The organism is Cryobacterium inferilacus, assembly GCF_019599185.1.
Taxonomy (GTDB): Bacteria; Actinomycetota; Actinomycetes; order Actinomycetales; family Microbacteriaceae; genus Cryobacterium; species Cryobacterium inferilacus.
In genome coordinates, this window is record NZ_JAIEUL010000001.1 from 316,875 (window position 1) to 329,994 (window position 13,120).

Consider the following 13,120-nt stretch of genomic DNA (forward strand, 5'->3'; position numbering starts at 1 on the left):
TCAATAATCCTAGTTGGAGACGAGGGTGCCCAGTTCGGCACCGAGGATGGCGGCGGTCACGTTGCCGTGCGGAGCCATCCCGAACACCCGCATGGGCATGCTGTTGTCCATGCACAGGCTGAACGCCGTCGAGTCGACGACCTTGAGTCCGCGCTGGAGCGCATCCTGGTAGGTGATGCTGTGGATCTTGTGTGCGTCGGGGTTGGTGCGCGGGTCGTCGGAGTAGACACCGTCGACGCCGTTCTTGGCCACGAGCACAACCTCCGCGCCGATCTCCAGGGCGCGCTGCGCGGCCACGGTGTCGGTGGAGAAGTAGGGCAGTCCGGCGCCGGCGCCGAAGATGACGACGCGGCCCTTTTCGAGGTGACGCTCGGCGCGGCGCGGGATGTACGGTTCGGCGACCTGGGTCATGGCGATGGCGGACTGCACGCGCGTTTCGGCGCCGGCCTGCTCGAGGAAGTCCTGCAGGGCGAGCGCGTTCATGACGGTGCCCAGCATGCCCATGTAGTCGGCGCGGCCGCGGTCCATACCGCGCTGGGACAGCTCGGCGCCGCGGAAGAAGTTGCCGCCGCCGACGACGATCGCGATCTCGACGGTCTTGGCTGCCTCGGCGATTTCGCGGGCGAGGCTGCTGATGACGTCGGGGTTGACACCGAGGCTTCCCGCGCCGAACGCTTCACCCGAGAGTTTGAGGAGGACCCTGCGCTTCGTACCAGTTTCTGACATGCCCGTGAGCGTCCTTCCGTTGTGACTTATCTATAAAGCTACCGGTTGAGCACCGGTGGGCTGTAACACGATGGTGCTACGCAGAGAAGAAGGAGACCGGATTGCCTGGGGCGATCCGATCTCCTTCATCTGTTCTGCGGTACTGGTTACGCGCCGACCTTGAACCGGGCGAAGCCGGAAACGGTCAGGCCCGCGTCAGCGACGACCTTGGCCACGGACAGCTTGTTGTCCTTGGCGTAGTCCTGCTCGAGAAGAGCGACCTGCTTGAAGTACGCGTTGACGCGGCCCTCAACGATCTTGGGCAGCGCGGCGGCCGGCTTGCCCTCGTTCTCGGAGATCTCGGTGACGATGCGACGCTCGGCCTCGACGGCCTCCGCGGGAACATCGTCGCGAGCCAGGTATTCCGGGTTCGCGAACGAGATGTGCTGGGCGATGCTGCGAGCGGTCGCGGCATCCTCACCGGCGTAGCCCAGGACAACGCCGACCTGCGGGGGCAGGTCCTTGCTGGTCTTGTGCAGGTAGATCTCGAAGTTCTCACCGGTGACGGCGGCGACACGGCGAAGTTCGAACTTCTCGCCGATGATCGCGGCTTCGCCGTCGATGAGTTCTCCAACGGTCTGACCGTTGGCCGGTGCGGCAAGCGCCTCGGCAACGTTCGTCGCGCCGGCTGCGGAAACCGCATCCAGGACCTTCTCGGAGAGAGCGCCGAACTTCTCGCCCTTGGCGACGAAGTCGGTCTCGCAGGCGAGCTCGAGCAGGTACGCGGTGTTGCCGTTGACCTTGGCGGCCACGAGGCCCTCAGAGGTGGACCGGTCAGCGCGCTTGGCGTTGCCCTTTGCACCCTTGAGACGCAGGATCTCGACCGCGCGCTCGATGTCGCCATCGGCTTCGACGAGTGCGTTCTTGGTGTCGACCATGCCGGTGCCGAGGCGCTCGCGCAGGATCTTGACGGATTCGAGGTTGAAGTTTGCCATACCTGTTGTCCTTACTTGGTGTCGGCTACGGGAGCGTCTGCTGCAACCTCGTCGGTTGCGGCTTCGGCAGCGGCGGGCTCGGCGACGGGCGCCTCTTCAGCTGCTGCCTCTTCGGCAACCGGCCCGGCGTCGACGGGTGCGTCAGCGGCCTTCTCGGTCTCGGCCGGAGCTGCGAGCAGTTCGGCTTCCCAGGCGGCGAGGGGCTCGACTTCGGCGCCCTCTTCCGGCTTCTGGTGACGCTGGATGAGGCCCTCGGCCGCGGCGTCCGCGATGATGCGGGTGAGCAGGCCAACGGAGCGGATGGCGTCGTCGTTACCCGGGATCGGGTACTGCACGTCGTCGGGGTCGCAGTTGGTGTCGAGGATCGCGATGACGGGGATGCCGAGCTTGCGCGCCTCGTCGATGGCGAGGTGCTCCTTGTTGGTGTCGACAACCCAGAGCGCGGACGGCGTCTTGGTCAGGTTGCGGATTCCGCCGAGGCTCTTGTGCAGCTTGACGAGCTCGCGCTTCTTGATGAGCATTTCCTTCTTCGTGAAACCGCTCTTGGCGGTGTCTTCGAAGTCGAGCTCTTCGAGCTCTTTCATGCGGGCCAGACGCTTGGAGACGGTCTGGAAGTTGGTGAGGAGGCCACCGAGCCAGCGCTGGTTGACGTAGGGCTGGCCGACACGCGTCGCCTGCTCCGAAATCGATTCCTGCGCCTGCTTCTTGGTGCCGACGAAGAGGATGGTGCCGCCGTGGGCGACGGTCTCCTTGACGAAGTCATAGGCCTTGTCAACGAACCCGAGCGACTGCTGCAGGTCGATGATGTAGATGCCGGAACGCTCGGTGAAGATGAAGCGCTTCATCTTCGGGTTCCAACGGCGGGTCTGGTGCCCGAAGTGCACGCCGCTGTCGAGCAGCTGGCGAATGGTTACGACGGCCATGAGCCGTACTCCTTATCCGACGTTTCTGCACAGCAGAAAACGCCTATCGGTTTGTGTCGTGATCGGATGATCACTACTCCTGGTGCCCGGCGCACAACCGCCCGACTTCGTGAAAAGTCAGGACCGAGTGGGTGTGTTGGCCGAATGGGCACGCGTAGTCAGCGCGCAAAGCGCTGCTCAGAGAACTCTAGCACCCACCCGTCCCGTGCCGCAGACACCGGGCGGAGGGTGTGTCGCCCCTCCTCCACAGTCCCATCGCGTTCGCAGCCGTGCACAGTCTGGCTCCGCTGCCACCTCCGGCCGTACCGGCCGGGTCAGGCTCGACTCATGACGATCCCAGCTGATAGTCCGATCAGAGCCGGAACAGCCACGTACCCGCCGAGGAGACGCGTGGGTATCACCGTGCTGCTCTGTGCTGTGCTCCTGGGGGTCACATCCGCGGCCGGCGGTGCCGCGACGCCAGAGGCAGCAGTAGCAGCAGCACCGGCGGCAGTGGAGGCGCGGCCGGCCGCGCTCTGGCAGTGGCCGGTGGGTGGGCCGCAGAACCTGCAGCGATCCTTCGAGGCTCCGCTCAGCCGCTACGGCACCGGGCACCGCGGCATCGACCTCGTGGCCGGGCCGGGTGCGCCGGTGCGGGCCCCGGCCGACGGGGTGGTGTCGTTCAGCGGTGTCGTCGTCGATCGCCCCGTGCTCTCCCTCCAGCACGGCGAAGACCTGGTGTCGAGCTTCGAGCCCGTCGCGGCGACGGTGAGTGTGGGCGATCGGGTGGCCGCCGGGCAGGTGATCGGAGTGGTGGCGTCTGGCGCCCACTGCGCAGAACGGTGTGTGCATTTCGGAGTGCGCCGGCACGGTCAGTACATTTCGCCGATCCTCTTCCTGGGTGGCCTGGCCCGCGCCGTCCTGCTCCCCGTTCCCCCGGCCGGCCCCGTCCGCTGACGTCCGGGTCCGCTGACGTCCGCGAGCCGCGTCAAGCACGGGGGTGCGTTAGGCGCGGGGGTGGGCCAGCCGGTAGCTCTGTTGCAGCCGCTCTGCGGACACATGGGTGTAGATCTGGGTCGTGCCCAGGCTCGCGTGCCCGAGCATCTCCTGCACGGCGCGCAGGTCCGCTCCCCCGTCGAGCAGGTGGGTGGCGGCGGTGTGACGCAGGGCGTGCGGACCGGCGGGCCCGGTGCCAGGCATCGACTCGAGCAGCGCAGCGACCAGCCGGTACACGGCGCGCACGCCAAGGCGCTGACCACGGCCGCCCACGAACAGGGCCGTCGCGGCGGCCACTCGGGGGCCGGGCGGGGAGGCCGCAGTCGTCGCAGCCTGGACCAGCACCGGACGTGCCGCCTGCAGGTAGCGCACGATGGCACCCTGCGCCGGCACGCCGAACGGCACGACCCGTTCCTTGTCGCCCTTACCGGTGACCCGAACGGTCAACCGGGAGAGGTCGACGTCGCCGACATCGAGGCCGACGAGTTCGGACACCCGCAGTGCCGACGCATAAAGGAGTTCGATGATGGCCAGGTCGCGCACCGCTGCGGGTTCGTCACCGCTCGCGGCGAGCTCCAGACGGTCCAGCAGATCCTGCATCTGACTCCGATTGATCACCCGCGGCAGAGTGCGGCCAGGCTTTGGCGACCGCAGTCGAACGGCCGGATCGCTGGGCAGCACCCCGTCCCTGGTCAGCCAGGCGGTGAATCCCCGCGCCGAGGCGGAACGTCGGGCGATCGTGGCGCGCGCGAGGCCGGACTGCGTGCCCTCCCAGAGCCAGTCCCGCAACAGCTCCAGGGTCAGCCCGTCAACGGTGTCAACTGCCCGCTCCTCGGCGAAGGTGGCCAGTCCGGAGAGGTCGGCCCCGTAGGCGCGCACGGTGTTCGCCGAGAAGCCGCGTTCGGCAGAGAGATATCGGGCGAAGCTCGCTATCGCCGGGTCGAGGTGCATGACTCCAGCATCTCGCGGGTCGGCACGGATGCCGGCAGCGACTCAGCCATCCCCGGCCATCTGGGGCTGTCGGTCATCGTCATACCGGTCATTGTGCCGGCCTGGTGGCGTGCCGGGAGAAAGCTTCCACCCGGGCCGCCGGGCTGAGGGCCTCCATCGCGGCGAGATAACCCGGATCGAACCGGGTCACCACCTCGAACGCCCCCAGCGGCACGTTGGAGTGCACAACCTGGTCGGAGTAGACGTGGACGAGGTTGATCGACTGGCCTCCTCCGACACCGGTGAGCTGGCGCGGCGGCGCGGCGGCATCGATGGTGTAGCAGGTGGCCGCAGCGACCGAGACCGGGATTCCGGCGAACATCCCTGTCGTGGCGTAGTGCAGGTGACCACCGAGGATGGCGCGCACATCGGTGCCGGCCAGCACGTCGGCGAGGGCGGCCTGGTCGCGTAGCTCGAGGATCGTCATGAGCGGCAGCGCCGTCGGCAGCGGCGGGTGGTGAAGCGCCAGCAGGGAACCGTGCTCGGCGGGAACGCTGAGCACCTCGCGCAGCCAGCCCAGCTGGTCGGCCGCGACCTCGCCGTGGTGGTAACCGGGAACGCTGGTGTCCAGTGAGATCACCCGCAGCCCGTTCACGTCGATGACCCTGTCGACGGGCGCGTCGTGACCCGCGTCGCGGAGCAGTTCGGTGCGGAACGCCGCGCGCGCGTCGTGGTTGCCCATCACCCAGATCAGCGTGGCGCCCATCCGCTCGGCGGACGCCTCGACGATGTCGCGCACCCGACGGTAGGCATCCGGCTCGCCGCGGTCGGCGATGTCGCCGGTGAAGACGAGCGCGTCGATGGCCAGACCGGAGTCCTCCAGTTGCGCCATCGCCCGGTGCACAGTGCTGTCCGTGTCGACGACGTCGTACAGCAGCCGACCGGCGCCGTCTGCGTCGGTGGCGAGGAAGTGGGTGTCGCTGAGGTGCGCGATCAGATGGGTGGACTGCGCATACTGGCCCCACTGCACAGGTTCTGGTGTGGTCATGACCGACCCCTCACTTATCGACGGTCTGATACCGGCACACGCAATGTAGCCCTCCGTCAGGACCACCCTAAGGTCTACCGCCGATACTTCTTCGGCTGGGATGCCACCGACCGGACCGGACGTCGACGCGCCGGGTCCAGACTCTGCCCGCCACCCCCGGGCACGGTTAGATGGTGCCATCTGTTCACGGAGTTATCGGGGGTCCTTGTGGTGTCGAAGCGTTACGGTTTTGTCTTGAGTGCGCTCATACTGGTGGCACTGGCGGGATGCACTCCAGCCGACGGACCTGTCGCGGCGGCGGACACCGGTGCGCCAGAACCTGAGCCTGAGCCTTCGAGCAGCCAGGACGTCGACCTCGCCGGCCTCACCCTCACGGTCGCCGACTTGCCGACCGGAGGCTGGACTTTGGACCCGGCGACCTCGGACGCGGAGAGTGCAGAAACGTCGACCGACAAGACCGCGGGCGAAACGTGTGGACTCGATTTCACGAGTCTCTTCCCGCCCGATACAGCCGAGAATGACCACGGAAGCACCTTCAGTCGCACCGACCTCAATCAGCGCTTCATCACCGCAGTGGTCTTCGTGAATGATGCTGAACAGCTCACTTCAGAACTGAGCACCGAACTCGACTCCTGCACCGGACCTCACACATCGACGTCCAACGGCAAAGACACCCGAGTGGAAATTGACGAGCTGGTCGGCGGAGACCAGGCGATCGAGGGTGACACCAAGTCCTGTCGCCAGTACGAGATGGCCATCGGATATACCTCGATGTCCGGCTCCTTCTGTTTCATCGCCGACGGGGATCTGATAACGACGACGATGACCACGGGACCGTCGATGTCGACGGTGCAGCCCGACGAGTTCGTTCAGCTCACCAACGCCGCTACCCAGAAGGCTTTCGCGGCCCGCTAGCTGTTGTTCCCACTGACGTTGTGAACACGGTCGATGGGTGATTTGCCGCCGATGCCGGTATGGGGTCTGTGGTGATTGTAGCTATGGATCCAGTCTTGGTAGGTGGCTGCTCGGGCGGCGTCTGAGTTGTAGTGGTGGGCGTAAGCCCATTCCGCGGCGAGGGTGCGGTGGAAGCGTTCGATCTTGCCGTTGGTCTGGGGCCGGTAGGGCCGGGTGAACTTGTGCGCGATGTCGCCCAGGGCGTCGTTGAAAAGGTGCGAGCGGTAGCAGGAGCCGTTGTCGGTCATCACGCGCAGCACGGTGATGTTCTGGGTCGCGTAGAACGCGTTCGCTCGGCGCCAGAACCCGGCAGCGGTTTCTTTCTTCTCGTCAGTGAGGATCTCTGAATAGACCAGCCGGGAGTGGTCATCGATCGCGGAATGCAGAAACGAGTGGCCAACGCCGGCGCTTTTCTTGCGGTTTCCGGCCTGGCGTCCCAGGGTGCGGTGACCACCGCCGTCGGGGATGCGACCGAGCTTCTTCACGTCAACATGCACCAGCTCACCGGGAGTGTTCTTCTCGTACCGGATCGGTTTGGGTTTGCGCACCGGCAGGCCCGTGTTCTGGTCCAGATGCCCGAGCAGGGGCATCCGGTACCGGTTGAGTACCTTCGAGACCGTCGATTGCGGCAGTCGCAGGTGGTAGCCGATGCGGTGCGGTCCCCAGCGGCGGGTGAAGCGCAAAGCGATGATGCGCCGCTCGGTGCGCCGGGCGCACTGGTTCGGCGATGAGTGCGGGCGAGATGACCGGTCCACGAGACCGGCGGTGCCGTGGGCCCGATACCGGGCCACCCACTTAGACACGGTCGCGCGGGAGACCTGGAGCCGTTCGGCAACCCGGGCTTGCGCCCAACCGCCATCTACGACGAGCTGGACGAGCTTCAACCGACCCTCGGGGGTCAGGGGCGCGTTGGCATGGGTAACGTAAGAGATGAGGGCCTCCGTTGGTCGGATTGAGTGTGGTAACCCAATCGATACCGGAGGTCCTCACCTTTTTAGCTCACGCCACGCTCACAACCTGCGTGGGAACAACAGCTAGCTGAGGCGGACCCCACGGGCCGGGCTGGCCGAGCGAATTCAGGTGACCCGCACCCACCCGGTGGCGCGCTCCCGCACCGAACCCTCCAGATCCAGGGTGCCCAGGGCTCCGAGCACGGCGGATGTCGACAGTCCCGCTCTTCGGGCGACGTCGGCCGGGGACCGGGGCGCCCGCACGCTCAGGGCGTCGAACACCCGGATCTGCTCGCTGGTGCGTTCCCTCGGTGGGGTGCCCTCGGCAGACCGGCCATCAACGCCGGTCAGGTCGAGTTCGAGGTCGACGCCCACGCCGATCAGTTCGGCCATCTCGGCGGCAGTGGTCACGCAGATGGCGTCGTAGTCCCGCAGCAGCCGGTGGCAGCCCGCCGAGGTCGGCGAGGTGACCGGCCCCGGCACGGCGCCCAACGGACGCCCGAGCGCGGCCGCGTGTCCGGCGGTGTTGAGCGACCCGGAGCGCCATCCGGCCTCGAGCACCACCGTCGCGGCGCTGGCGGCGGCAATCAACCGGTTGCGCTGCAGGAAACGCCACTTGGTGGGTGCCGCCCCACAGGGCAGCTCGCTCAGCACCGCGCCCGCCTCCACGATGCGGCTCAGGAGGGCGTCGTGGCCGCTGGGGTAGAAGCGGTCCACTCCCCCGGCCAGGAACGCCACGGTCGTGCCGTTGCTGGCCAGAGCCGACCGGTGCGCCATGCCGTCGATACCGTAGGCGGCCCCGGACACGATGGCCAGTCCCCGGTCGACCAGACCGGCGGCGGCTTCCATGGCCACGTGCTCGCCGTATCCGGTCGCCGCCCTGGCGCCCACGAGAGCGATCGAGTGACGCAGGGCGTCGAGCGCCTCTGCGCGCCCTCGCCACCACAGGGCCAGCGGGGCGTGCTGGCCGAGATCGACGGTGCCGCTCGGCCACAGCGGGTCGCCCGGTAGCAGCAAGGCGGTGCCGGTGCGGTGGGCCTGGTGCAGGGACCGGATCGCGTCCCCGGACGACAGTCGTGGCCGCCACCTGGCCAGGGCCTGCTCCAGACCGAGCCGCAACCCCTGGGCGTCGCCGGCCCCGTTCTCGTCGACGCTCGCCGCGAGGCGGTGCTCCAGACGGTCGGCGGGCCAGGCTTCGACCACGGCGGTCAGCGCGGTCGCCGCGCCGAGGATACCGACGACGGCGCCGGCAACGCCGTCACCGGGTTCGGCGATGCCGGTCCAGGCCGCTCGGGCGAAAACCTCCCGGGGGTCGACCTGGTCCTCACCGACCGCCGGCTTCGGACGCACGGCACCCGCTGCCGCCCGCACGACGTCCTCGTCGAGGCCGAATATCGTCATGACGTCATTCCCTTCCGCAGGTACAGTGCCTGCCCGACTTCGTCTGCCCCTGGCCTGGCCACGCCAGTGAGATCGGCGACGGACCACGCCACCCGTAGGATCCGGTCGTAGCCGCGCATGGTGATTCCTCCGCGTTCCAGCGCACGGTCGAGCATCGCCGTCACCGCGGCGTCCAGCCGTCTCTCCCGGCTGCGCAGCCACGGGCCCGGAACCTCCGAGTTCAGCGTCCACGGCGTACCGGCGAGGCGCTGCAGCGCGCGCTCTCGTGCGGCCAGCACCCGGCCCCTGGCCACAGCGCTGGACAGTCTGCCCTCGGCGGCGGCGATGCGCAGCTGTGCGGCGGTGACCCGGGTCACGGCGAGCTGAATATCGATCCGGTCCAGCAGGGGGCCCGAGATCCGGGCGAGGTAGCGGCGCCGGGCATTCGGCGCACAGGTGCACTCCTGGTCGCCGGTGCCGTACTGACCGCACGGGCACGGATTCGCCGCCAGGACCAGCTGGAATCGAGCGGGGAAGTGCGCGACCGCGTTCGCCCGGTGGATGCTGATCCGGCCGGATTCCAGCGGTTGCCGGAGGGCGTCAAGCACCGACGAGGCGAATTCGGGAGCCTCGTCCAGGAACAACACCCCGTGTGAGGCCCGCGCCGCGGCCCCCGGCCGGATCTGACCGCTGCCACCACCCACCATCGCGGCGGCCGTGATGGTGTGGTGCGGCGCCTCCAGCGGCGGTCGGGTGACCAGGGATCGACCCACCGGCCGCCCGCTGAGTGAGCGCAACGAACTCACCTCGAGGGAGGCGGCCGGGCCCAGATCGGGCAACAGCCCGGGCAGGCGCGCGGCGAGCATGGTCTTGCCGGCTCCCGGCGGCCCGAGCATGAAGAGGTGGTGACCGCCTGCGGCGGCCACCTGTAGCGCCAGGATCGCCTCGTCATTGCCGACCACGTCGAGAAGATCGAGGGCCTCATCGGGCAGGTCGTCTTCGGCGGGTGCGCAGAGCACCTGCACCTCCTGGGGCTCCAGCCTCGCGCCGTGCCAGATCAGCGCGTCCCGCAGCGACGCCACCGCCACCACGCGGATGCCGGGGACCAGGCCGGCCTCATCGGCGTTGCCGGCCGGCACCATCACGGTGTGATGCCCGAGCCGGGCCGCGGCGATCACCGCCGGCAGCATGCCGGGGGTCGGGCGCAGCCGGCCGTCCAGGGCGAGCTCACCGATATGCACGACGGCGGCCACCGAGGCAGCGGGCACGATACCGTCGGCAGCCAGACACGCCAGCGCGATGGCGAGATCGAAGCCGGAGCCGTGTTTGCGAAGGGCGGCGGGCGACAGGTTCACGGTGAGCCTGTGCCCGTTCAGGGCACAGCCGGAATTCTTGGCCGCGGCCCGCACCCGTTCGGCGGCCTCGGCCAGGGCCGCATCCGGCAACCCGATCAGCCGCATCCCCGGCAGCTGGCTGGAGATATCGGCCTCAACCTCGACCAACGAGCCGGCCAGGCCGATCAGGGCAACGGAGTGCGTTCGGGCCAGGCCCATCAGAACACGCCCTCGAGGTGTTCGACCACCGGTGCGTGGCCCGGCCGGGCGATCACGGCCACGGCATCGATCCGGATGGCACGGGCTCGCGGCTCGAATTCGGCGCACCACACCCCCGCCAAGCGGCGCAACCGGGCGAGTTTGGCGACGGTGATGGCCTCGAACGGATGCCCGTAGCCGGTGCCGGAGCGGGTCTTCACCTCGACGAAGACGATGTCGCCGTCCTTGGTGACGATCAGGTCGATCTCACCCTGCCCACACCGCCAGTTGCGCGCCAGCACCGTGTAGCCCGCCCCCACCAGGAACTCCGCCGCGCAGTCTTCGCCGCGTCGGCCCAAATCGTCTTTGCGTGCCACGAGCACCTCCGCGACCAGCGTGACGGTGTCGGTACCGTCGCGGTGGGCCCGGGGCGTGACCTGTGCGGCCGGGGCCGGGGCCCGCCCCTGTGGAGGAGGGCCGCCATGGCGGGGGTTAGCCGGTGTCGGCTAGACGGTGTCGGTCCGCTCCGCCGTCTGCATCTCCTTGGACGCCTGGGCGAGCTCTTTGTCGAAGGCCTTGGTATCGACCTGGAGCTCCTTCTGGAGGTGCTTCTGGGCGACGAGCCCGGCCTTCTGGAACTCCTCCTCGAGGCGATCCTTGCCCACGACGATCAGCGCCGCTTCGCCAGAGTCGAGCATTTCGCCGAGGTCCTTGAGGTCACCGCGATCCAGGCTGCGCCAGAAGTGCCCGACGACGCTGCCGGCTGCACCACCGACGATGGCGCTGCCGATGATCGCCGGGGGAAAGAGCAGACCGACGACGGCACCGGCGGCCACCCCGGTCCAGCCGGCGTGCCGGCTCGTCTTGCGGTGGATCTGCACGGAGCCGTCTGGCTCCTTGGTCGCGACGGCGGCGTCGTAGGCGCCGATGACCTTGCCGGCGTGCAGCTCACGCACCACCTCGAGGTCGGAGTCGGCCGTGGCCTTGTCCTGGTACACACCGAGATACAGGAAGACGGATTCATCGGACATGAGAACTCCTTATCGAGGGGGGGGTGGTTGTCGCACGCGACGGTACCCAGCCCCCGTTCGGGTGTCAACCGTCGGGTCCCGCGCACCCCGCCGTTGGCTGATGCCATGATCTCCGACCGCCTGACCGACCTGTCGATGCAGGCGATGAATGCCGCACACAGGTCCCTCCTGGTGCTGTCCCGTGGCCGACTGGGCTGGAAGATCGGGCCGATGCCCGTGGTGGAACTGCACACCGTGGGCCGCAAGACCGGGCGGCGGCGCTCCACCCTGCTGACGGCCCCGATCCACGAGCCAGGCCGGGTGGTCCTGATCGCGTCCAAGGGCGGAGACCACCGCCACCCGTTCTGGTACCTCAACCTGCTCGCCCAGCCCGACGTCGAACTCACCGAGAACGGCATCACCCGCCCGATGCGCGCGCGCACGGCCGGCGAGGCGGAGAAGGCCGACCTCTGGCCGGCGATCGTGCGCGCCTATTCCGGTTACGCCGGCTACCAGAAGAAGACCACCAGGGACATCCCCGTGGTCATCTGCGAGCCGCGCACCCCCTGACCGGGTGCCGGGTCAGCGAGTAAGCCGGGTCAACGTCGAGTCGGCACCGGCGAAGGCCGCATCCGTCGCCCGCAATACCCGCAGCACATTGGCGCCGGCCAGTGCGGCCAGCTCGGCGGCGCGCCACCCGCGGCCGGCCAACTCAAGCAGCAGGGCCGGGTAGCCGTCGACCCCCTCGAGCTGGTCGGGGAACTCGTCGGTGCCGTCGAAGTCGCCGCCCAGACCGATGTGACGGATGCCGGCGATGTCGCGGGCGTGCTCCACGTGATCGGCCACCTGCGCCACCGTCACCAGGGGCGCGGGGCCGCTTCGGTCGCCGGCGAACCACTGGGCGTACTCCGCCGAGACGAACTGCGGCACGAACGTGACCATCAGCACACCGTCATTGTCGGCCAGGCGGGCGAGAACGTCGTCGGGCACGTTGCGCGGATGAGCCGTGACGGCGTGGCACGAGCTGTGGCTGAAGATCACCGGGGCGCGGGTGACGTCCAGCGCCGCGTGCGCCGTCGCCGGTGACACGTGCGAGAGATCCACGAGCATCCCCAGCCGGTTGAGCTCCCTGATGTACTCGACCCCGCGCTCGGTCAGCCCGTCGTGCTCGGGTTCGTCGGTGCCGGAATCGGCCCAGCTCGTATTGTGCACGTGGGTGAGGGTGAGGTAGCGCACACCGAGCCTGGCCAGCATCCGCAGCACCGCGGGCGAGTCGTTGAGACAGTGCGCCCCCTCCGCGCCGAGCAGAGAGGCGATCCGTCCCGTCGCGCGGGCGGACTCCACGTCGGCGGCGCTCGTGGCGATCAGGAACGTCTCCGAGTACCGGGCAGCGAGCCGGTACACCCAGTCGATCTGCTCGAGGGTGCCCTGCACGGCGGCCGCATCCGGGAGTACGTCTTCCACGTACACCGACCAGAATTGACCGCCCACCCGACCGGATCGCAGCCGGGCGATGTCGGTGTCCGTGTTCAGGTGGCCGTCGAGACCCTCCACCGAGTACGCGCGGTTCTCGCGGCACTCCCACGCCCAATCGTTGTGTCCGTCGATCAGCGGGGCCAGGTCGAGGGCCTCATCCACCGTGCGTTGGGCGTCGGTAGGGTGCGGGGTCGGGCGCGCGGTCATGCCGACACGCTAGCAGCCGCGCCCACCGCAATCGG

At 68.5% G+C, this 13,120-nt stretch carries 14 protein-coding genes; 3 read left to right on the plus strand and 11 right to left on the minus strand.

Translation table 11 applies throughout. The features are described from left to right. Positions 1–9: 9 nt before the first annotated feature. From pyrH to rpsB, 3 genes are all read right to left on the minus strand, one after another. Entirely contained in the window at positions 10–726 is a 717-nt protein-coding gene (gene pyrH / locus K2F54_RS01505; RefSeq protein ID WP_220604056.1) for a UMP kinase, read from the minus strand. A gap of 146 nt (positions 727–872) precedes the next feature. Beyond that, positions 873–1,700 (minus strand): translation elongation factor Ts, encoded by an 828-nt coding sequence (gene tsf, locus K2F54_RS01510; RefSeq protein ID WP_220604057.1) that lies wholly within the window; start codon positions 1,698–1,700, stop codon positions 873–875. A gap of 11 nt (positions 1,701–1,711) precedes the next feature. Beyond that, positions 1,712–2,623 (minus strand): 30S ribosomal protein S2, encoded by a 912-nt coding sequence (gene rpsB, locus K2F54_RS01515; RefSeq protein WP_220604058.1) that lies wholly within the window; start codon positions 2,621–2,623, stop codon positions 1,712–1,714. Between the two features lie 390 nt (positions 2,624–3,013). Here rpsB and K2F54_RS01520 point away from each other — a divergent pair, with 390 nt between their 5' ends. Beyond that, on the plus strand, positions 3,014–3,559 hold the full coding sequence (locus K2F54_RS01520) for a murein hydrolase activator EnvC family protein (RefSeq protein ID WP_220604059.1): 546 nt from the start codon (positions 3,014–3,016) through the stop codon (positions 3,557–3,559). A 48-nt stretch (positions 3,560–3,607) separates the two neighbouring features. On the opposite strand, the gene K2F54_RS01525 is transcribed toward K2F54_RS01520, so the two are convergent. Next, complete coding sequence (locus K2F54_RS01525; RefSeq protein ID WP_220604060.1) at positions 3,608–4,549, minus strand: tyrosine recombinase XerC; 942 nt, start codon at positions 4,547–4,549, stop codon at positions 3,608–3,610. 88 nt (positions 4,550–4,637) lie between these two features. Continuing rightward, entirely contained in the window at positions 4,638–5,576 is a 939-nt protein-coding gene (locus tag K2F54_RS01530) for a phosphodiesterase (RefSeq protein WP_220604061.1), read from the minus strand. A 210-nt stretch (positions 5,577–5,786) separates the two neighbouring features. Here K2F54_RS01530 and K2F54_RS01535 point away from each other — a divergent pair, with 210 nt between their 5' ends. Further along, the gene (locus tag K2F54_RS01535) at positions 5,787–6,491 is read left to right on the plus strand and encodes a hypothetical protein (protein ID WP_220604062.1); all 705 of its coding nucleotides are present in this window, start codon (positions 5,787–5,789) and stop codon (positions 6,489–6,491) included. On the opposite strand, the gene K2F54_RS01540 is transcribed toward K2F54_RS01535, so the two are convergent. The 5 genes from K2F54_RS01540 to K2F54_RS01560 form a co-directional block, all read right to left on the minus strand. Continuing rightward, a complete protein-coding gene (locus K2F54_RS01540) occupies positions 6,488–7,462 on the minus strand; it encodes an IS481 family transposase (protein ID WP_220604154.1) in 975 nt (324 codons plus the stop codon). The genes K2F54_RS01535 and K2F54_RS01540 overlap by 4 nt on opposite strands. Before the next feature lie 144 nt (positions 7,463–7,606). After that, entirely contained in the window at positions 7,607–8,881 is a 1,275-nt protein-coding gene (gene dprA, locus K2F54_RS01545) for a DNA-processing protein DprA (protein ID WP_220604063.1), read from the minus strand. Further along, on the minus strand, positions 8,878–10,413 hold the full coding sequence (locus tag K2F54_RS01550; RefSeq protein WP_220604064.1) for a YifB family Mg chelatase-like AAA ATPase: 1,536 nt from the start codon (positions 10,411–10,413) through the stop codon (positions 8,878–8,880). Before K2F54_RS01550 ends, dprA begins: the two co-directional genes overlap by 4 nt. Continuing rightward, positions 10,413–10,769: a YraN family protein gene (locus K2F54_RS01555; RefSeq protein WP_220604065.1), complete on the minus strand. Its 357-nt coding sequence runs from the start codon at positions 10,767–10,769 to the stop codon at positions 10,413–10,415. Before K2F54_RS01555 ends, K2F54_RS01550 begins: the two co-directional genes overlap by 1 nt. A gap of 129 nt (positions 10,770–10,898) precedes the next feature. Continuing rightward, positions 10,899–11,423: a DUF1269 domain-containing protein gene (locus K2F54_RS01560; RefSeq protein ID WP_220604066.1), complete on the minus strand. Its 525-nt coding sequence runs from the start codon at positions 11,421–11,423 to the stop codon at positions 10,899–10,901. A 105-nt stretch (positions 11,424–11,528) separates the two neighbouring features. Between K2F54_RS01560 and K2F54_RS01565 the strand changes: the two genes are divergently transcribed. Then, positions 11,529–11,972, plus strand: coding sequence for a nitroreductase/quinone reductase family protein (locus K2F54_RS01565; RefSeq protein ID WP_220604067.1), 444 nt, complete (start codon positions 11,529–11,531; stop codon positions 11,970–11,972). A gap of 12 nt (positions 11,973–11,984) precedes the next feature. On the opposite strand, the gene K2F54_RS01570 is transcribed toward K2F54_RS01565, so the two are convergent. Beyond that, positions 11,985–13,085, minus strand: a complete 1,101-nt coding sequence (locus K2F54_RS01570) for a dipeptidase (protein WP_220604068.1) — start codon at positions 13,083–13,085, stop codon at positions 11,985–11,987. Between the last annotated feature and the right edge of the window lie 35 nt (positions 13,086–13,120).

Coding starts and splice junctions, on each gene's coding strand:
- pyrH (WP_220604056.1), bottom strand. CDS start 726: ATGTCAGAAACTGGTACGAAGCGCAGGGTCCTCCTCAAACTCTCGGGT.
- tsf (WP_220604057.1), bottom strand. CDS start 1,700: ATGGCAAACTTCAACCTCGAATCCGTCAAGATCCTGCGCGAGCGCCTC.
- rpsB (WP_220604058.1), bottom strand. CDS start 2,623: ATGGCCGTCGTAACCATTCGCCAGCTGCTCGACAGCGGCGTGCACTTC.
- K2F54_RS01525 (WP_220604060.1), bottom strand. CDS start 4,549: ATGCACCTCGACCCGGCGATAGCGAGCTTCGCCCGATATCTCTCTGCC.
- K2F54_RS01530 (WP_220604061.1), bottom strand. CDS start 5,576: ATGACCACACCAGAACCTGTGCAGTGGGGCCAGTATGCGCAGTCCACC.
- dprA (WP_220604063.1), bottom strand. CDS start 8,881: ATGACGATATTCGGCCTCGACGAGGACGTCGTGCGGGCGGCAGCGGGT.
- K2F54_RS01550 (WP_220604064.1), bottom strand. CDS start 10,413: ATGGGCCTGGCCCGAACGCACTCCGTTGCCCTGATCGGCCTGGCCGGC.
- K2F54_RS01560 (WP_220604066.1), bottom strand. CDS start 11,423: ATGTCCGATGAATCCGTCTTCCTGTATCTCGGTGTGTACCAGGACAAG.
- K2F54_RS01565 (WP_220604067.1), top strand. CDS start 11,529: ATGATCTCCGACCGCCTGACCGACCTGTCGATGCAGGCGATGAATGCC.
- K2F54_RS01570 (WP_220604068.1), bottom strand. CDS start 13,085: ATGACCGCGCGCCCGACCCCGCACCCTACCGACGCCCAACGCACGGTG.